This window comes from Microvirga pakistanensis (genome assembly GCF_004458765.1).
Lineage (GTDB): Bacteria > Pseudomonadota > Alphaproteobacteria > Rhizobiales > Beijerinckiaceae > Microvirga > Microvirga pakistanensis.
Window position 1 is genome coordinate 292,875 of the sequence record NZ_SPJX01000187.1, and the last position, 19,658, is coordinate 312,532.

Annotated in this window: 14 protein-coding genes; all 14 read left to right on the forward strand. The window is 67.5% G+C overall.

Annotated features, from left to right (window positions below; translation table 11 throughout):
• Window positions 1–2 precede the first annotated feature (2 nt).
• The 14 genes from E4K09_RS13140 to E4K09_RS13205 all read left to right on the forward strand — a co-directional run bounded on the left by E4K09_RS13140 (window position 3) and on the right by E4K09_RS13205 (window position 19,637).
• On the forward strand, window positions 3–3,863 hold the full coding sequence (locus E4K09_RS13140; protein WP_134497664.1) for a baseplate multidomain protein megatron: 3,861 nt from the start codon (window positions 3–5) through the stop codon (window positions 3,861–3,863).
• A gap of 207 nt (window positions 3,864–4,070) precedes the next feature.
• Window positions 4,071–5,609 (forward strand): DUF2793 domain-containing protein, encoded by a 1,539-nt coding sequence (locus tag E4K09_RS13145; protein WP_134497666.1) that lies wholly within the window; start codon window positions 4,071–4,073, stop codon window positions 5,607–5,609.
• A gap of 3 nt (window positions 5,610–5,612) precedes the next feature.
• Window positions 5,613–6,377, forward strand: coding sequence for a glycoside hydrolase family 108 protein (locus tag E4K09_RS13150; RefSeq protein WP_134497668.1), 765 nt, complete (start codon window positions 5,613–5,615; stop codon window positions 6,375–6,377).
• Window positions 6,378–6,516: 139 nt separating this feature from the next.
• Window positions 6,517–6,831 (forward strand): PepSY domain-containing protein, encoded by a 315-nt coding sequence (locus E4K09_RS13155; RefSeq protein ID WP_134497670.1) that lies wholly within the window; start codon window positions 6,517–6,519, stop codon window positions 6,829–6,831.
• A 16-nt stretch (window positions 6,832–6,847) separates the two neighbouring features.
• Window positions 6,848–7,525, forward strand: a complete 678-nt coding sequence (locus E4K09_RS13160; RefSeq protein ID WP_134497672.1) for a response regulator transcription factor — start codon at window positions 6,848–6,850, stop codon at window positions 7,523–7,525.
• On the forward strand, window positions 7,522–8,919 hold the full coding sequence (locus E4K09_RS13165) for an ATP-binding protein (protein ID WP_244610480.1): 1,398 nt from the start codon (window positions 7,522–7,524) through the stop codon (window positions 8,917–8,919). The genes E4K09_RS13160 and E4K09_RS13165 overlap by 4 nt, the downstream gene beginning before the upstream one ends.
• Before the next feature lie 71 nt (window positions 8,920–8,990).
• Window positions 8,991–10,094 carry a c-type cytochrome biogenesis protein CcmI gene (gene ccmI, locus E4K09_RS13170; RefSeq protein ID WP_134497674.1) on the forward strand — a complete coding sequence of 368 codons (1,104 nt, stop codon included), beginning with the start codon at window positions 8,991–8,993 and terminating at the stop codon, window positions 10,092–10,094.
• On the forward strand, window positions 10,091–10,549 hold the full coding sequence (gene ccmE / locus E4K09_RS13175; RefSeq protein WP_134497676.1) for a cytochrome c maturation protein CcmE: 459 nt from the start codon (window positions 10,091–10,093) through the stop codon (window positions 10,547–10,549). Before ccmI ends, ccmE begins: the two co-directional genes overlap by 4 nt.
• A 14-nt stretch (window positions 10,550–10,563) precedes the next feature.
• The gene (locus E4K09_RS13180; RefSeq protein WP_134497678.1) at window positions 10,564–12,546 is read left to right on the forward strand and encodes a heme lyase CcmF/NrfE family subunit; all 1,983 of its coding nucleotides are present in this window, start codon (window positions 10,564–10,566) and stop codon (window positions 12,544–12,546) included.
• A 3-nt stretch (window positions 12,547–12,549) separates the two neighbouring features.
• Window positions 12,550–13,011 (forward strand): cytochrome c-type biogenesis protein, encoded by a 462-nt coding sequence (locus E4K09_RS13185; RefSeq protein ID WP_134497680.1) that lies wholly within the window; start codon window positions 12,550–12,552, stop codon window positions 13,009–13,011.
• Between the two features lie 104 nt (window positions 13,012–13,115).
• Window positions 13,116–14,318 (forward strand): S1C family serine protease, encoded by a 1,203-nt coding sequence (locus E4K09_RS13190; protein WP_134497682.1) that lies wholly within the window; start codon window positions 13,116–13,118, stop codon window positions 14,316–14,318.
• 138 nt (window positions 14,319–14,456) lie between these two features.
• The gene (locus tag E4K09_RS13195) at window positions 14,457–15,155 is read left to right on the forward strand and encodes a winged helix-turn-helix domain-containing protein (protein WP_134497684.1); all 699 of its coding nucleotides are present in this window, start codon (window positions 14,457–14,459) and stop codon (window positions 15,153–15,155) included.
• Between the two features lie 10 nt (window positions 15,156–15,165).
• Window positions 15,166–16,596 carry a HAMP domain-containing sensor histidine kinase gene (locus E4K09_RS13200; RefSeq protein WP_193557280.1) on the forward strand — a complete coding sequence of 477 codons (1,431 nt, stop codon included), beginning with the start codon at window positions 15,166–15,168 and terminating at the stop codon, window positions 16,594–16,596.
• 89 nt (window positions 16,597–16,685) lie between these two features.
• Window positions 16,686–19,637, forward strand: coding sequence for a bifunctional [glutamine synthetase] adenylyltransferase/[glutamine synthetase]-adenylyl-L-tyrosine phosphorylase (locus tag E4K09_RS13205; protein ID WP_134497688.1), 2,952 nt, complete (start codon window positions 16,686–16,688; stop codon window positions 19,635–19,637).
• Window positions 19,638–19,658 lie beyond the last annotated feature (21 nt).

A 19,658-nucleotide genomic window follows, 5' to 3' on the forward strand; every position in this document is an offset into this window, starting at 1 on the left:
TCATGGCGACACTCGTTCTACAAACCGTCGGCTCGGTCGTCGGCGGCATGGTGGCCGGACCGCTCGGCGCGATGGCGGGCCGCGCGCTCGGCGGCCTTGCGGGCGCCGCCATCGACAACGCGCTCTTCGGCGGCGACAACACCAAGTATGTCGAAGGGCCGCGTCTGAAGGAGATCGACGGCCTCACCTCGACGGAGGGCGCGGCCATCCCGCGGATCTACGGCCGGGCGCGGATCGGCGGCCAGCTCATCTGGGCGACGCGCCTCGAGGAGGTGGTCAACACCACGACCGAGCGGTCCGGCGCCCAGGGCGGCAAGGGCATGAGCGGCCCGAAGACGGTGACCACGACCTATTCGTATTACGCCAATCTCGCGGTCGGACTCTGCGAGGGACCCATCGCGTTCGTGCGTCGCGTGTGGGCGGACGGGCGCGAGATCGACCTCACCGGGATCACCGTGCGGGTGCATCGCGGATCGGAGACGCAAAACCCCGATCCGCTGATCGTCGCGAAGGAAGGCGCGAGCGTCGCGCCGGCCTATCGGGGCCTCGCCTATGTGGTCTTCGAGCGCCTGCCGCTGGAGGATTTCGGAAACCGCGTGCCGCAATTCTCCTTCGAGGTGGTGCGGCCGGTCGACGGCCTCAACAGGATGATCCGCGCCGTCTGCCTGATCCCGGGCGCGAGCGAGTTCGGCTACGACACGCTCCCCGTCACGCAGGTGCTCGACCTCGGCAGGACGCGCCCTGAGAACCGCCACCAGATGCGGCGCGGGACCGATGTTCTCGCATCCCTCGATGCCCTGGAGGCGCTGTGTCCGAATCTCAGGCGCGTCTCCCTGGTGGTCAGCTGGTTCGGCACGGATCTCAGGGCGGGCTCCTGCCGGATCGAGCCGCGCGTGGACGTCAGAACCAAGACGACCGCCGGCGCTGCCTGGTCGGTCGGGAACGTGACGCGCGAGACGGCCCGGGCCGTCTCGCAGGTCGACGGCGCGCCGGCCTATGGCGGAACGCCGGCGGATGCTTCCGTCATGCGGCTGATCCAAAACTTGAAGGACCGGGGCCTGGAGGTGGTGCTCTATCCGTTCATCATGATGGACATCGCCGGGGGGAATACGCTGCCCGACCCCTATGGCGGCACGGGCCAGCCCGCCCATCCCTGGAGAGGGCGCATCACGTGCAACCCCGCGCCAGGGCGGCCCGGCTCCGTCGACGGCACGAGCGCGGCCGCGACGCAAGTCACCCAATGGTTCACCGGCGCGGACGGGTATGACGCGTTCATCCTGCACCATGCGCGATTGGCCCGGGACGCCGGAGGGGTCGACGGCTTCATCCTCGGCAGCGAGTTCGTGGGGCTCACGCGGGTGCGCTCGGCGCCGGGACGCTACCCGGCGGTCGATCGCTTCAGGTCCCTCGCCGGGCAGGTCCGCGCCATCGTCGGATCCGGCACGAAGCTCGTCTACGCGGCGGATTGGACGGAATACGGGACCCATGTCCTCGACGGCGGATCGGAGGTGCGCTTTCCCCTCGATCCGCTCTTCGCCGATCCGGACATCGACGCGGTCGGGATCGACTATTATCCGCCCATCTCCGATTGGCGCGACAGCCCCGATCATGCGGACCTCGCCGAGGCCCGCAGCATCCACGATGTCGATTATCTGCGCAGGCGTCTCGGCAGCGGCGAGGCCTTCGATTGGTACTATGCCGATGCATCCGACCGGGCGGCGCAGAGACGCACGCCGATCACCGACGGTGCCTACGACAAGCCCTGGATGTTTAGGCCCAAGGATCTCGTGTCCTGGTGGTCGAACCCGCATGTGGAAAGAGCCAACGGGCGTGAGGTCTCGCAGACCGAATGGGTGCCTAGGTCGAAACCGATCTGGCTGACGGAGATCGGGATTCCCGCCGTCGACAAGGGACCGAACGGGCCCAACGTCTTCCCCGATCCGAAATCGTCCGAATCCGCCTATCCTCCGTTTTCGTGTCGTGTGCGCGACGATCTCGTCCAGGCGCGCGCCCTGGAGGCGATCCTCTCGCGTTTCGATCCGGCCCAGCGCGGCTTCTCGTCGGCCTACAATCCGGTCTCTCCCGTTTACGGCGGGCGCATGGTCGATCAGGCGAACATCTTCGTCTGGGCGTGGGACGCGCGGCCTTTCCCGGCCTTTCCCGATTACGACAGAGTCTGGAGCGACGGCCGAAACTGGGAGACCGGCCACTGGATCACCGGGCGGATCGAAGGCGCGCCGCTCGACCGCCTGATCGCGTCCGTTCTCAAGGATTTCGGATTCGCCGATCCCGGCGCGAACCCGGTCGACGGCTTCGTCGACGGCTATGTGGTCGATCGTCCCATGTCGGTCAGGGGAGCGCTCGAGCCGCTCATGCACCTGTTCGGAATCGACGCCGTCGCCAGCGGCGGCAGGATCGCCTGGAGAGGGCGCGGCGGGCGCTCCGTCGTCGCGCTGACGAAGGACGAACTCGTGATGCGGGAGGGCGAGCCCTCCCTCAAGCTCACGCGCTCCCAGGAAACGGAGCTGCCGCAGCAGGTGGAGATCGGGTACACGGAAAGCGATCTGGATTATCGCCGCGCGGCGGTGGCCTCGCGCCGCCTCTCCGGATCGAGCCGACGTGAGACGCGCACCGATTGCGCCGCCGTCACGAGGCGCGCGGAAGCGCAGCGCCTCGCCGATGCCTGGCTGCAGGATTTGTGGGCGGGCCTGGAGGGAGCGGAGTTCGATCTCTCGCCGCGCCGCGTCGATCTCGAGCCCGGCGACGTGATCTCGCTTCCGACGGACGCAGGCCCGAAGCTGCATCGGGTCGTGCGGATCTCCGATGGAGAGACGCGCAAGGTGACCACGCGGGCCGTGGAGCCCGCCGTGTTCGAGCGGCCGGGCTCCGCGATCGAGCGGCCGCCGCGCCGTCCCCCGCCCATTCCCGGCAAGCCGCAGGTCGTCGTTCTCGATTTGCCGGCCGCTCTCGGCGATCCTGCGCCGCTGCAATACGTGGCGGTCGCCGCCGATCCCTGGCCCGGCGCGGTGACGATCTGGCGCTCGGGCAACGGCGCGAGTTTCGCTCCGCATCGGATCGTCACCCTTCCGGCCGTGATCGGGCGGACGAGGACTGCGCTGCCCGCGGGGCCGCTGTGGCGATGGGACCCGAGGGCCGTTCTCGAGGTCGAGATATCGTCCGGGGCGATCAGCTCCCTCGACGACGAGGCGGCGCTTGCCGGCGGCAACCTGTTCGCCGTCACGGGAACGGACGGGCGGTGGGAGTTGGTCTCGGCGGCCCGCGCGGAGATGATCGGCGAACGGACTTTTCGTCTCTCGCGCTTCCTGCGCGGGCTTGCGGGAACCGAGCCGGAGGCGGGCCGTGCCGTGCCGGAGGGGGCCCTTATCGTGCGTCTCGACGAAGCGATCGCCCCGCTGGCCACCGATCTGTCCGAGCTGGGGCAAAGCTGGCGCTACAGGATCGGCCCGTCCGGACGCGATCATGCCGATCCGGCGATGGTCGAGGTTACGGCGATTGTCGGGCGCGAAGCCCTGAAGCCTCGCAGCCCGGTCCATGTGTCCGTGCATCGCGAAGCGGATGGATTGCGCATCGCCTGGATCCGCCGCACCCGGCGCGACGGGGACGGATGGGAGGCGCTCGACGTTCCGCTCTCCGAGGATGTCGAGCGTTACGAAATCGACATCCTGAACGCGGGACATGTCGTCCGCACGCTCACGAGCCCGCAACCCTCCGTGCTCTATCCGACCGCGCAGGAGAGGGCCGATTTCGGCGCGGCTCAAACGACGCTCAGCCTTCGCATCGCGCAGCTCAGCGCGGTGGCGGGCCGAGGCTTCGACAGAAGCGTCACGCTGCCGGTTCTCTAGGGATCCCGAAAACCATTCTGGGCCCGGTTCCGTCATGCCCGGCGCTTCAAGCAGGGCATCCACGTCCTTGGCCGGTGCGATCCTCAAGACGTGGATGGCCGCAGCAAGTGCGACCATGACGATATGGGGCTGTTCTCGCGCTCTCGATGAGCCGGCCTCGCAGACATCCCAAGACGAATTTCACCCGTTCATTTCACGGCAAAATCGATGACCTCAACGCCCCATCTGGCCCTGCCGCTGCTCGCCGCGGCGCAGGCGCAAAAACACGTCACGCACAACGAAGCCCTGGCGTGCCTGGACGCCCTCGTCCACCTGGCTCTCAAGGAACGCGGGCGCACGGCTCCGCCCGCGGCGCCTGCCGAGGGAGACCGCTATCTCGTCGGGCCCGCCGCAACCGGCGCTTTCGCCGGGCATGAGGGCGAGATCGCTCTCTTCGACCTCGGAGCATGGCGCTTCCTCTCCCCGCGTCCCGGCTGGCGGGCCTACGTGGAGGCGGAGGATGCCGTCGTCGTGTTCGGCGGCGGAGAGTGGCACGACCTCGGCCGCTACTGCCGGATCCTCGACCAACTGGACCGCCTCGGCGTGGGAACGACGCCCGACGGCCTGAACCGCTTCGCGGCGAAGCTCAACGCGGCCCTGTTCGCCGCCCTGGGCACAGAGGAGGGCGGAACAGGTGATCTGCGCTTCGTGCTCAACAAGGCCGGGACGTCCAACGTGCTCTCGCAGCTCTATCAGCGCGGCTTCAGCGGGCGGGCGGAGACGGGCCTCATCGGCAGCGACGATTTCGGCATCCGCGTCTCGCCCGACGGGACGGACTGGATCGACGCGCTGCTCCTTGACCGCGCGACGGGCGTCGGCACGTTTCCGCAGGGGCTGTCGAACCTGCCGCGGGCGAACCTGCTCATCAATGGCTTCTTCCGCGTGAACCAGCGGGGATTCTCCGGTGGATCTCTGGCGGAAGGAGCCTATGGCTACGACCGCTGGAAGGCCGGCCCGGGCGGCTGCACGCTCGCGCGCACGGCGGACGGAACGATCACGTTGACGGGAGCCCTCGATCAGGTCGTCGACGTGGCGCATGCCTCCGCACTCGCGGGAGCCGCCCACCTCGCCGGTGCGGACCTGACTCTTTCGGTGGAGGATCCATCCGGTCCGCTCCCGGTGCTGATCGGCTCGAAGGCGGCGACGATCCCGGGCGGATCCGGCCGTCGCGCCGTGTCTGTCACCCTCGACGGGAGCGAGACGGGACACGTCACCGTGAGGCTCAATCCCCCGACCGCGTGCTCCTTCAGGAACGTGAAGCTGGAGATCGGATCCTACGCGACGCCCTGGGCGGGAGAGCCGCTCGACAGGGAGGAGTTTCACTGCCGGCGCTATTACCAGCCTCTGCCTGTCAGCGGGACGTCCTACATGCTCGTGGGGGCGCTCGGACAAAGGGTTTCGGCCAACTTCATCGACATTCCGGTGACCCTGCCGACGCGCATGCGCGCCAATCCGGTTCTGGTCACGAGCGGCGGCGCCTGGGCCGGCGGAGTTCCGGTCGCGAACCAGATGGCTTTCTTCAGCAACAACAATGCGGCCTGGGTCACGACATCGGGAACGGTGAACGTGACCACGGTCGTGCCGGCCAGCCCCTCCGCCGTGACGCTGAGGCTGCAATCCACGGCGTCGTTTTCCGGGACGGCCGGCTCCGTCGGCCATCTGCATCTCGGCAATGCCGCCGTTCTGGCCTTGCAGGCGGAGCTCTGAGCCGTGCCTGCGGCGAACGCTCCCGCGTCCTTCGCAAAAGCCCTCGCGTTCGTCCTGCGGCACGAGGGCGGCTTTTCCGATCACCCGCGGGATCCGGGCGGAGCCACCAATTACGGGATCACCCGGGAGACGCTGTCCCGCGCCAGGGGCCAGCCCGTGTCCGTCGACGATGTCCGCCACCTCGACATCGACGAGGCGTCCGCGATCTATCGCCGGTTCTACTGGGACGCCGTTCGCGCCGACGAGCTCCCGCCGGGGCTCGACCTCGCGCTCTTCGATCTCGCGGTCAATTCGGGTCCTGGCCGCGCGGTCAGGCTGCTCCAGCAGGTTCTCGGCATCGAGGCGGACGGGCTGATCGGCCCGATCACGCTCGAAGCTGTCCGCAACACGGATCCCGTCGAGGCCATCCGTCGCCTGACGCGCGCGCGCCTCGACTTTCTCTCCCGCCTCGTCACCTGGCCCGTCTTCGGGCGCGGGTGGCGCAGGCGGGTTCTCGACGCCGAGCAGGAAGCCCTCCGGCTGGCGTCCTCATGTCTCTCTCCACAAGGAATGTCCGATATGCTCGATACCAAAACCATTCTCGCGAGCCGCACGATCTGGGCCAATCTGATCGGCCTTGCGGCGTTGATCCTCGGCCTGTTCGGGTTCGATGCGTCCGAACTCAACGGCAATCCCTTTCAGGAAGCCTTCGTGCAGTTCGTCGCGTCGGCGAGCTTCGTCGCCTCGACGGTCTTCCGGATTCTGGCCACCAGGAGGATTGCGGGTTAGGGCAATTTTTCGGCGAAGTGGACACGGTTCGCCGTCAAAATGCGGCACGACAAAGAAGAGAGCTGTTTCCATGCAGGTGGAAACGGCTCTAGATTGGGCATTCAGGCTTCGTTCAGTGCTTCAAAGGCATAAGCCGCCCATGCGTCTGGTTTGGCTCGTCGTCGCGATGTGGGGAATGGTGGGGGCTGCGTCCGCGCAGAGCGCGACCGCGGCCCTCAAGAACTGCCTCCCGCCCCGGGAAATGCAGGAGGCCGTGGCCTCCAAAGGCGTCGTCGCGCCAGCCTCCGCCGTCATGACGGCCCGCCGCCAGGTCCCCAACGCGGACGTGGTGCGGGCCAGCCTTTGCCGCAGCAGCGATACCCTGGTTTACGTGATCATGGCCTTGCAAAAGGACGGCCGCATCGTTCAAGTGACGATCGACGGCCCGTCCGGGCGGGTCAAATCGGTCCATTGAAAAGAAAGCTCGAAACGTGCGCCTTCTCGTTGTCGAGGACGACAATACCCTCAATAAGCAGATCGTGACCGCCCTGGAGCAGGCAGGCTATGCCGTCGATACGGCTTTCGACGGCGAGGAGGGCCAGTTCCTGGGGGACACCGAGCCCTACGACGCCATCATCCTCGATCTCGGCCTGCCGAAGGTGGACGGCGTTTCGGTCCTGACCGCCTGGCGGCGGGAGGGCCGGAAGACCCCCGTCATTATCCTGACCGCCCGCGACCGCTGGAGCGACAAGGTTCAGGGTTTCGATGCCGGGGCCGACGACTACGTGACCAAGCCCTTCCACATGGAGGAGCTGCTGGCGCGGGTGCGCGCCCTCCTGCGCCGCGCCACCGGGCATGCGACGAGCGAGATCGCCTGCGGGCCGGTGAAGCTCGACACCCGCTCGGGCCGGGTGGCGGTGGACGGCAATCCGGTGAAGCTGACCTCGCACGAGTACCGGCTCCTGTCCTATCTCATGCACCATACCGGCCGCATCGTCTCGCGCGGAGAGCTGACGGAGCATCTCTACGATCAGGATTTCGACCGCGACTCGAACACCATCGAGGTCTTCATCGGCCGCCTGCGCAAGAAGCTCGGCGTGGACATCATCCAGACCGTTCGCGGCCTGGGCTATCTCCTCGACGCGAGCCAGGCCCAGACGAAGTCGTGAGCGGCTTTCGCCCGGTCCTGGCGCGCCTCTCGGGCCGGCCCATCGCCGTCAGGCTTGCGGTCTCGTCCGTCTTCTGGAGCTTCGCGATCCTGCTCGTCGCGGGGCTCATCCTGCAGACGCTCTACCGCGACAACACGGAGCGGGCCTTCGACCAGCGCCTTCTGGTCTACGCCAACACCCTGGCGTCCAATCTGGTGGCGCCGGGCGATCCGGACCGGGACCTCGGTCCCATCGGGGATCCGCGCTTCGAGCTCCCCCTGTCAGGCTGGTACTGGCAGGTGGCCCGGCCCAATGCGAAGCCGGGCGAGGTCCGCTCCTCGAAGTCGCTCTTCGGTGGACAGATCCCGAGCCTCACCGTGGGCGCCGACAACCGGTTCGGCCAGATCCGCCGCGGCTACGGCAAGGCGCCCGACGAGCGCAACCTTCGCCTCATCGAGCGCGACATCGATCTGGGCGAGGACGGCCGTTACATCATCCGGGTCGCGGGCCCGGCGGATGAAATCGACCTGGCCGTCCGCGACTTTCTCTTTGCCCTGACCATGACCTTCGCGCTGCTCGGGCTGGCTCTCGGCTTTTCCACCCTTCTGCAGATCCGGTTCGGCCTGCGGCCGCTGGCCAAACTCCGCAGCGCCCTTGGGGCCATCCGCCGCGGCGAGGCGGAGAGGATCGCAGGCGAGTATCCCCGGGACATCTCGCCGCTCGCGAGCGAGCTGAACCTCCTGCTGGACACGAACCGGGAGATCCTGGAGCGGGCGCGCACCCAGGTCGGCAATCTGGCGCATGCCCTCAAGACGCCGCTGAGCATCATCATGAACGAGGCGGAGAACGCACCCGAGGAGGTTGCGGCCCGGGTGCGGGAGCAGGCGGTCCTGATGCGCGACCAGGTGAACTACTACCTGGACCGCGCCCGCGCGGCGGCGCTGGCCGGAACGCTCGGCACGCTCACGGATGTGGAGCCGGTGATCGCGGGCCTCGCCCGCACCTTCGCCAAGATCTACCGCGACAAGGCCCTGGCCTTCGAGCTCGCGATCCCGCCCGACCTGCGGTTCAGGGGCGAGAAGCAGGATCTCGAGGAGATGGCCGGCAACCTCATCGACAACGCTGCCAAATGGGCCTCCCGGAAGGTCGAGATTTCCATCGAGGTCATCCGCGAGGACGACGATCGCCCGCGCTTCCGTCTCCTCATCGACGACGACGGCCCAGGCCTTCCCGAGGCCGCGAGGGCCGAGGTTCTCAAGCGCGGCCGCCGCCTCGACGAAACGAAGCCCGGCTCGGGGCTGGGGCTCTCCATCGTCAGCGATCTCGCCGCCCTCTACCGGGGCTCGCTCAACCTCGAAGCCGCGCCTCTCGGAGGGCTTCGAGCGGTGCTCGAGCTCCCGGGGGATAGAGGCTGACCCTCTGTATTTTTACGCGTGACACCGTGCCACCGTCGTGCTTGACGGGGACTCGGAGTAATTGGGGTGTCATGGTGATCTGGATCATACTCCTGCTGATGACGGCGGCAGCCGTGATGGCGGTCCTTTGGCCGCTGTCGCGCCACCGCGCGATCACGGCGGAGCAGCTGGACCCGGATACGCAGTTCTATCGCGAGCAGATCGCCGAGATCGAGCGGGACCGCGAGCGCGGCGTGCTCCAGGCCAGCGAGGCCGAGGCCGCCAGAACCGAGGCCGCACGCCGTCTTCTTCGCGCCACCGGCATGACGGCGAATGCCTTCACGAACTTGGGCGAACCGGCCCTGCGCCGCCGCCGGGCCGCCTCCACGCTCGCCCTGTCGGCGATCCCGATCATCGCGCTCGCGCTCTACGGCGCCTACGGTTCGCCGCATCTCCTGACGCATCCCCCGAAGGAGCAGGCCCAGGCTCAGGGCGAAAGGCTCGACCTCTTGGCGGCGGTCTCGCAGATCGAGACCCATCTCGCCCAGAACCCGCAGGACGGCCGCGGCTGGGAAGTGGTGGCTCCGGTCTATCTCCGCATGGGCCGGGTCGAGGATGCGGTGAAGGCCTACGAGGCGGCCGTCCGCTCTCTCGGCCCCAGCGCGGACCGGCTGTCGAACTGGGCTGAAGTCATGGTGCTCGCCAAGGACGGTCTCGTGTCCTCGGAGGCCCAGAAGATTTTCGAGCAGGCGGTGAAGCTGGACAAAAGCTCCCCGAAGGCGCGCTATTATCTGGCCGTTGCGGCCGAGCAGGACGGACAGATGGACAAGGCCAAGCAGGCCTATTCCGAGCTTCTCGCCGAGTCGCCGGAGGGTGCGCCTTGGGCCAATGTGGTGAGGCAGCGCCTGGCCGGGCTCGGCGTCGAGCCACCCGTTGCCGAGCAGGACAATGCTCCCCAGATAGGAGCGGGCGACATAGCCCGCATGGTGTCGGGGCTGGCGGAGCGCCTTGAGACCCAGGGCGGCTCTCCCGACGAATGGGCGCGTCTGATCCGTTCCTATGCGGTTCTCGGGCAGCGCGACAAGGCCAAGGCCACGGCCGAACGCGCCCGGCAGGCGCTGGCGCAGGACGAGGCCGGGCTGAAGACCGTCGACGCGATGGCGCGCGAGCTGAAACTGACTGACGCGGAACCATGACCAGAAAGCAAAGACGTCTGACCCTGATCGGCTTCGCGGGCGGCATCCTGGCGATCGCCCTCGGTCTTGTGCTCTACGCCATGAACGACACCATCGTGTTCTTCAACTCGCCGGCGGACATCCAGGCCAAGAACGTGCAGCCGGGCACGCGCCTGCGCCTCGGCGGCCTGGTGAAGGAAGGCTCCGTCCAGCGCGGCGGCGACCAGAGGATCACCTTCGAGGTGATGGATGCGCAGAGCGCGATCCAGGTGCACTACAAGGGTCTGCTGCCCGACCTGTTCCGCGAGGGGCAGGGCATCGTGGCGGAGGGCGTGCTGGAGAGCGCGACCGTGTTCCGGGCCGATTCCGTCCTCGCCAAGCACGACGAGAACTACATGCCGCGCGAGGTCGCCGATACCCTGAAGAAGCAGGGGCACTGGCAGGGTGAGGCCAACGCCGCGCCGAAGACGCAGTAAAGAGGGAGAACCCGGTGTTCGTCGAGGCTGGACATTTCGCGCTTGCGCTGGCGCTCGGGTTATCCCTGATCCAGACGATCGTGCCGTTCTGGGGAGCGCGCACGAACGATCCGGTTCTGATGTCGGTGGGGCGCACCACGGGGCTCGCCGTCTTCGGCTGCATCGCGTTCGCGTTCCTGGCGCTGACGGTCGCCTACGTGACCTCCGACTTCTCGGTCGTGAACGTGGTCGAGAACTCGCATTCGGCAAAGCCGCTCATCTACAAGCTCTCGGGGGTGTGGGGTAACCACGAGGGCTCCATGCTGCTGTGGATCCTGATCCTCGCCCTGTTCGGGGCCGTGGTGGCCCTCGCCAGGAACAGCATCCCGCTGAAGTTGCAGGCCAACACGCTCGCCGTTCAGGGCGCGATCACCATCGCGTTCCTGCTCTTCATCCTGCTCACGTCCAATCCCTTCACGCGTATCATCCCGGCTCCCGCCGAGGGGCAGGACCTCAACCCGCTGCTTCAGGATCCCGGCCTCGCGATCCATCCGCCGCTTCTCTACATCGGCTATGTCGGCTTCTCGATCTCGTTCGCCTTCGCCATCGCGGCGCTGATCGACGGGCGGATCGATGCCGTGTGGGCGCGCATCGTCCGCCCCTGGACCCTCGGCGCCTGGGCCTTCCTGACGCTCGGCATCGCCATGGGGTCGTACTGGGCCTATTACGAGCTCGGCTGGGGCGGCTGGTGGTTCTGGGATCCGGTGGAGAACGCCTCGCTCATGCCGTGGCTCGCGGGCACGGCGCTTCTGCATTCCACGGTCGTCATGGAGAAGCGCGACGCGCTCAAGGTCTGGACGATCCTTCTGGCCATCCTCACCTTCTCCCTGTCCCTGCTCGGCACCTTCCTGGTGCGCTCGGGCGTGCTGACCTCCGTGCATTCCTTCGCGGTCGATCCGGAGCGCGGCACCTTCATCCTCGGCATCCTCATCCTGTTCATCGGCGGGTCGCTGGCGCTCTTCGCCTGGCGCGCGCCGCTGCTCAAGCAGGGCGGTCTGTTCGCTCCCGTCTCACGCGAGGGCGCGCTCGTGGTGAACAACCTGTTCCTGGCGACCGCCTGCGCAACGGTTCTGATCGGCACGCTCTACCCGCTGGCGCTGGAGGTCGTGACCGGCGAGAAGATTTCCGTGGGCGCGCCGTTCTTCAATTTCACCTTCCTGCCGCTGATCGTTCCGCTGCTGCTGCTGCTGCCCCTCGGGCAGACGCTCGCCTGGAAACGCGGCAACTTCCTCGGCACCGCGCAGCGCCTCTATGCGGTGCTCGGCCTCTCGCTCCTCGCCACGATGGCGATGTTCGCCATCGCGCATGGCGGACCCGTCGCGGCGCCCCTCGGGATCGGCCTCGGCGTCTATCTGGTGCTGGGCTCGCTCAACGAGATCGTGACGCGCTCCTGGTCCAGGGGAGCGCCCCTGGCCGTAGCCTGGCGCAAGGCCGCCGGCCTGCCGCGCTCCACCTGGGGCGCGGTGCTGGCCCATGCGGGCGTGGGCCTGACGGTCATCGGCATCGCGGCCACGGCCTGGGGCGTCGAAGGCTTGGCAACGGTCAAGATCGGCGACCGGATCAAGGCGGGCGACTACGAAGCCCGGCTCGAGCGCGTCGTGCCCCGCATCGAGGCGAACTACCGGGAGGACGTGGCGGTCTTCACGATCTTCCGGCAGGGCCATGAGCTCGGCTCCCTCGAGAGCATGAAGCGCCTCTACGTGACCCGCGGCATGCCGACGACGGAAGCCGGCATCATGACCGTCGGCCTCGGCCAGGTTTATGTGAGCCTGGGCGAGGTGCAGGCGGACGGCTCGGTGGGGGTGCGGATCTACTACAAGCCCCTGGTGCTGCTGATCTGGATCGGGGCGCTGGTGATGGCCCTGGGCGGCGGCGTGTCCCTGACGGACCGGCGGCTGCGGATCGGCGCTCCGGCGCGGGCCAAGATGGCCCCGGGCGCGCCCGTTCCTGCGGAGTGAGCAATGCGGTTTGTTCTTGCCCTGTTGACGGCCCTGGTGTTCAGCCTGTCGGCTCTGGCCGTGCAGCCTGACGAGGTGCTGAAGGATCCCGCCCTGGAGAAGCGCGCGCGAGAGATCTCCTCGGGCCTGCGCTGCCTGGTCTGCCAGAACCAATCCATCGACGATTCCGACGCGCAGCTCGCCAAGGACCTGCGGCTGCTCGTCCGCGAGCGTCTCGTGGCCGGCGACAGCGACCAGCAGATCCACGACTTCCTGGTGCAGCGCTATGGCGAATTCGTTCTGCTCAAGCCCACCTTCAGCGCCCACACCCTGCTGCTGTGGCTCACGCCTGTCCTGGTCCTCGTCCTGGGCGGCATCGGGGCCTACGCGGCCCTCCGGCAGCGTCCGCAGGCGCAGGCGCGCCTGGACGAGGAGGAGCAGAAGGCCCTGGAGGCGCTGCTCAAACGGGACAGACCGACCTCCTGATCAAACCTTACCAACATTTCATCTTGCCGTGAGAGTGCAGTAAGGCGCGAAACCCCATCTTCCTCCCAATACGAACCGTCAAAGGTTCTTTCAGGAGAGAAGAGATGTCGGACAAGGTTTCTACTCCCATCCGCAATCGGACCGCGAAATGGCTCGGCGCTGCGGCCGTCGCGGCCCTGATGGCGGGCGGCGCCGTCCAAAGCGGGCTCGTCGTTCCCGGTCCTGCCCATGCCGAGCTGCGCTCCATGTCGCAGCCGATCCAGAACGTGCCGTCCTTCGCGGACGTGATCGAGCGGGTGAAGCCCGCCGTCGTGGCCGTGAAGGTCAAGGTGCAGAACGTGGCCGATCGCGACGACGACGATGGCCCGCAATTCTCCATGCCGGATCTGCCTCCCGGCCACCCGATGGAGCGCTTCTTCCGTCAGTTCCGCGACGGCGAGCGCGGCGATCGTGGCCCCCGTTCGCAGCGTCCGCGCCAGTTCGGCCAGGCCCTGGGATCCGGGTTCTTCGTGTCGGCCGACGGCTATGTGGTGACCAACAACCACGTGGTCGACAATGCGTCCGAGGTGCAGGTGACCATGGACGACGGCAAGGTTCTCGACGCCAAGGTGATCGGAACCGATCCCAAGACCGACCTCGCCCTGCTGAAGGTCGAAGGCAGCGACTTCCCCTATGTCCGTCTGGCCTCCCAGAAGGCTCGCATCGGCGACTGGGTGGTTGCCATCGGCAATCCCTTCGGACTCGGCGGCACCGTGACGGCCGGTATCGTGTCGGCTCAGCACCGTGACATCGGGGCCGGTCCTTACGACGACTTCATCCAGATCGACGCTTCGGTGAACAAGGGCAACTCTGGTGGCCCGACCTTCAACCTCTCCGGCGAGGTCGTGGGCGTGAACACGGCGATCTTCTCGCCCTCCGGCGGCAATGTCGGCATCGCGTTCGCCATTCCGGCGAGCACGGTGGAGCAGATCGTCGCCTCGCTCAAGGAGAACGGCAGCGTGACCCGCGGTTTCATCGGCGTGCAGATGCAGCCGGTGACCAAGGAGATCGCGGAGGCGATCGGCCTCAAGGAGGCGAAGGGCGCCCTCGTGGCCGAGACGATCAAGGACGGTCCCGCCGCGAAGGCCGGCGTGCGCACGGGCGACACCATCATCGCGGTGGACGGCCAGCCCATCAACGAGGCCAAGGACCTGTCCCGCAAGGTCGCCCAGGTCGCGCCGGGCAAGACCCTGTCCCTGACGCTCTGGCGCGAGGGCAAGGAACGGACGGTGACCCTCGAGGTCGCCAGCCAGCCGAAGGGCGTCTGATCCTTCGGTGACGAACAAGACACCAGGATCTTAAATGTTGATTGCCCCCGACACCTGGTGTCTTCTGCCCGCGGCGGATCGGCCTTCCCCCCTCCAGGGCCGGTCCGCCGTCGGGCTTCAATTGCGTACAGGTAGGCCATGCGGATTCTCATCATCGAGGACGACAAAGAGGCAGCCGCCTACCTGGTGAAGGCGTTTCGCGAGACCGGCCATGTGGCGGACCATGCCGCCGACGGGCTGGACGGTTACGCCATGGCCGAGGCGGGGGATTACGATGTGCTCGTGGTCGACCGCATGCTGCCGAAGCTCGACGGCCTCTCCCTCATCCGCTCCCTGCGCGAGCAGAAGGTCGAGACGCCGGTTCTCATTCTCTCCGCCCTTGGCCAGGTCGATGACCGCGTGAAGGGCCTGCGCGCGGGCGGCGACGACTATCTCCCGAAGCCCTATGCCTTCTCCGAGCTTCTGGCCCGCGTCGAGGTTCTCTCGCGGCGCCGCGCCTCCGCGCCCAGCAGCGAGCCCACCGTCTATCGTGTCGCCGATCTCGAACTCGACCGCCTGTCCCACCGCGTGACGCGCTCGGGCCACGAGATCGTGCTGCAGCCGCGCGAGTACAGGCTGCTCGAATACCTGATGAAGAACGCCAACCAGGTCGTCACGCGCACGATGCTGCTGGAGCACGTGTGGGATTACCACTTCGATCCCCAGACCAACGTGATCGACGTTCACGTCTCGCGCCTGCGCTCCAAGATCGACAAGGGCTTCGACAAGCCGCTCATCCATACTATCCGCGGTGCCGGCTACATGGTGCGCGTGGGCTCGGTGGAGGATGAGGAATGAGCGTTTCCGCATGACCGGCCTCGGCAAGCTCTTCCGGACCACCGCGTTCAAACTGTCCTTCGCGTATCTCGTCGTCTTCACGCTCTTCGCCTTCGTGACGCTGGGCTATGTCGCCTGGAGCGCCGAGAAGGTGCTGACCGACCAGTTCGTCTCGACGATCGAGACCGAGATCGACGGATTGGCGCAGCAATACAGGAACGGAGGGCTCCGGCGTCTGGTGAACGTGGTCGACCGGCGCTCCCGCACGCCGGGCGCTTCGCTCTATCTCGTCACCACCGAACTCGGGGAGCGGGTCGCCGGCAATGTCGGGGCCCTGCCTCCGGGCGTGATCGATCGCGTGGGGCAGTTCGAGACCCTCTACAACCGCACGGACGAGACGGACACCAAACCCAACGTTGCGCTCGTGCGCGTCTATCTCCTGCCGGGCGGCTTTCGTCTGCTGGTCGGACGCGACATCGAAGAGCGCATCCGCCTGCGCGACGTCATCCACCGGGCCATCGGCTATTCCCTGCTGTTCATCGGCGTTCTCGGCTGCCTGGGCAGCTGGTTCATCGCGCGGCGCGTGCTCAAGCGCGTCGACGACATGACCGACATCACGCGCGACATCATGGCGGGCGATCTCGGCGGGCGGCTGAAGATCGCCGGGACGGGCGACGAGCTCGACCGCCTCGCGCAGAACCTCAACGACATGCTCGACCGCATCGGCGAGCTGATGCGCGGCATGCGCGAGGTTTCCGACAACATCGCCCACGACCTGAAGACTCCGCTCACGCGTCTGCGCAACAAGGCCGACGAGGCGCTGCGGACGGCCAGAACCCCCGACGAACTGAAAGCCGCGCTCGAAGCCACCATCGAGGAGAGCGACAACCTCATCCGCATCTTCAACGCGCTTCTCATGATCGCGCGGCTCGAGGCGGGCAACGCCCGCGAGGCTCTCGCCGAGTTCGATGCGGCGGAGGCCGTGCGGGACGTGGCCGAACTCTACGAGGCGGTGGCGGAAGAGGTTGGCGTCACCCTCGACGTTTCCGTCGAGAGCGGCGAGAGTGGGCTGCCGATCCACGGCAGCCGCGAGTTGCTGGGCCAGGCCATGGCCAATCTCCTCGACAATGCCCTCAAATACGGCGCCGCTCCCGATGGCAGCACGCAGACGATCACCGTGTCGGCCCAGCGCGTCGGCCAGGAGGCGAGGATCGTCGTGGCGGATCGCGGTCCAGGAATCCCGGAGGAGGAGCGCAGCCATGTGCTGGAACGCTTCGTGCGGCTGGAAACAGCCCGCTCGCGCCCGGGGTTCGGTCTCGGGCTCAGCCTTGCCGCGGCCGTGGCGCGGCTTCACGAGGGGCGGCTTGTGCTGGAAGACAACGCGCCCGGACTGCGCGTCGTGCTGATCCTGCCGTTGAAGGAGGCGCCCGTCCCGCAGGCGGTCCTGCCGTCCGCCGCCTGATCCCGGTGGGGGAGCCGGCTCACTTTTCGGTTGCCTCTGGCGCGGCGGCATGAACACTCAGCTCATCACACGACCTGGATGGATTGACTGTGCCGGACCAAAACCGCTCCCTGATCGACCGCCTGACGCAGGCCCCGCCCGTTTCCGATCTCAAGAAGGCCGAGGCCGGGCTGGCGGATCTCATGGAGCGCGTCCGCGAGGTTCCGGAGGCGGCCGCGCTTCTGCCCCGCCTCGAGGCAGGTCTCTTCCGCGATCTTCTCGTGGCTCTTGCCGATTACTCGCCTTTTCTCTGGCAACTCGTTCTGTCCGATCCGGCCCGCACGGCGAGGCTGGCGCTGGAGGCGCCGGAGGCCGTTCATGCTTCCATCGTGGACGATCAGGGCACCCTGTTCCGCCGCGTGCGCGCGGGCGAGATGACCCGAGACGAGGCGGTGCGGGCCTTCCGGCGCAACCGCAGCGCCCATGCGCTTCTCGTGGCCCTTGCCGACATCGGGGGGCTCTGGCGCACGGAGGAGGTTACGCAGGCTCTGTCCGCCTTCGCGGATGCCTCCGTGTCCGGCGGCTTGAATCTGATCCTCACGGAAACCGCGGATCTCGGCCGCATCACGCTCCAGAACCCGGATGCGCCCGGCGAGGGCTCGGGCGTCACCGTGCTGGCGCTGGGCAAGCACGGGGCAGGGGAGCTCAACTATTCGAGCGACATCGACCTCGTCATCTTCTTCGATCCGCAGACGCAGGCGGTGAAGGAAGGGGCCGAGGCGACGACCATCTACACCCGCATCGCCCAGCAACTGGCCCGGCTGCTGCAGGAGCGGACGCCCGACGGGTATGTCCACCGCGTCGATTATCGCCTGCGGCCCGATCCCGGTTCGACGCCCACGGCCATGTCCCTGGCGTCGGCCTATGTCTATTACGAGACGCTCGGGCAGAACTGGGAGCGCGCGGCCTTCATCAAGGCCCGGCCCGTCGCGGGCGATCTCACGCTGGGCGAGACCTTCCTCGCCGAGCTGCGGCCCTTCATCTGGCGCAAGTATTTCGATTTCGCCTCCATCGCCGACGTTCATGCCATGAAGCGGCAGATCCATGCGGTGCGCGGGCACGATGAGATCGCGGTGGCGGGGCACGACATCAAGCTCGGACGCGGCGGCATTCGCGAGATCGAGTTCTTCGTGCAGACGCAGCAGCTCGTGTTCGGCGGCAGACGGCCCGCGCTCCGGGGACGGCGCACCCTCGAGATGCTGGTCGAGCTGCACAACGAAGGCTGGATCACCGCGCAGGCGCGCGATGAGCTGTCCCATGCCTATCGCTTCCTCCGGACCATCGAGCACCGGCTGCAGATGGTCGCCGATGAGCAGACCCAGCGGCTTCCTTCCGACGAGGATGAGCTCAAGCGCTTCGCCGGGTTCTGCGGCTATTCCAACCTCGAGGCATTCTCGAAGGCCCTGACGGATCAGGCCAGGATCGTGCAGGGCCATTACGCCCTGCTCTTCGAGGAGGGGCCGGAGCTCGCCTCCGACGTGGGGAGCCTGGTTTTCACCGGCGTCAGCGACGATCCGGAAACCCTCGCAACCTTGCGGCGCATGGGCTTCCGCGAGCCGGAGAAAACGGCCGAGACCGTTCGGGGATGGCATTTCGGGCGCCGCGCCGCCATCACGAGCGCGCGAGCGCGCGAGGTGCTGACCGAGCTCACGCCGGCGCTGCTGTCGGCCCTGGGGGGCACGGCGGATCCCGATGCCGCATTGGCGGCTCTCGACGCCGCGTTCGGGCGCATGCCGGCCGCCGTCGAACTCCTCACCATCCTGCAATCCCACGACAAGCTGCGCCTTCGCTTCGCGGATCTCCTCGGCACGGCTCCTCGGCTTGCCAACACGGTGGCGCAATCCCCGCATGTGCTCGACGTGCTCATCGACCCTGCCTTCGGCATTCCGCTGGTGGATGAATCGGCGATCGAGGAACAGCTGCTGCAGATCATCGGCAATCCCGAGAACTACGAGGACTTCCTCGACCGCGCCCGCGACGCGGCCCGGCAGATGCGTTTCATCACGGGCGCGCGGCTTCTCTCCGGCATCATTTCCCCGGCGCAGGCGGGTGAGGCCTACGCCGCCATCGCGGCGGCCACCATCCGCGCGTCGGTCGAGCGCGTTCGCCGGGAGTTCGAGGCCGAGCATGGCGTGGTACCCGGCGCCAAGATGGCAGTGCTCGGACTGGGCCGCCTCGGCACGAAGGAGCTGACGGCCGGTTCGGATCTCGACTTGGTCCTCATCTACGATTTCGACGAGGAGCGGCGCGAGAGCACGGGGCCGCGCTCTCTCGACGCCGTCGTCTATCACACGCGCCTCACCCAGCGCCTTGTCGCCGCGCTGACCGTGCCGACCCGGCGCGGGCTTCTGTACGAGGTGGACCTTCGTCTGAGACCCCAGGGCGGCAAGGGACCGGTGGCTTCGCAGTTCAAAGGCTTTCTCGCCTACCAGCAGACCGAAGCCGAGCTCTGGGAGCACATGGCTCTCACCCGCGCGCGCATCCTGTTCGCCGATCCGGGTTTCGCCGAGCCGCTCGGCGAGGCGATCAACCGCATCGTCGGCGCCGCGCGCGACCCGGAACATGTGGTGTCCGAGGTCCGATCGATGCGGGACCTGATCGCTCGCGAGAAGGGCGACGACGATCCATGGGATCTCAAGCTCGCGAGAGGTGGGCTGACGGATCTCGACTTCATCGCGCAGGCGCTCGTTCTGGCGCATGCGAGCCGGCATGCCGCGCTCCTTGGATGTCCGACCGAAGCGACGTTCCAGGAGGCCTGTAAGGCAGGCCTGATGTCGGATGAGGACGCAACGGACCTGATCGAGGCTCACCGGCAGTTCAACGCCATCTTCCAGTGGCAGCGGCTGACGATCGAAGGCGCTTTCGATCCCGACCGGGTGCCGCCCGCCATCTTCAAGCGCCTCGCGACGATTGCGGGGCTGCCCGATGCCAAGGTCCTGCTGACGCATCTGAACGCGACGCGTGAGCATGTTCGGGAGATCTACGACCGCGTGCTGAGCTGACCGCTTGCCATCTGCTGCTCT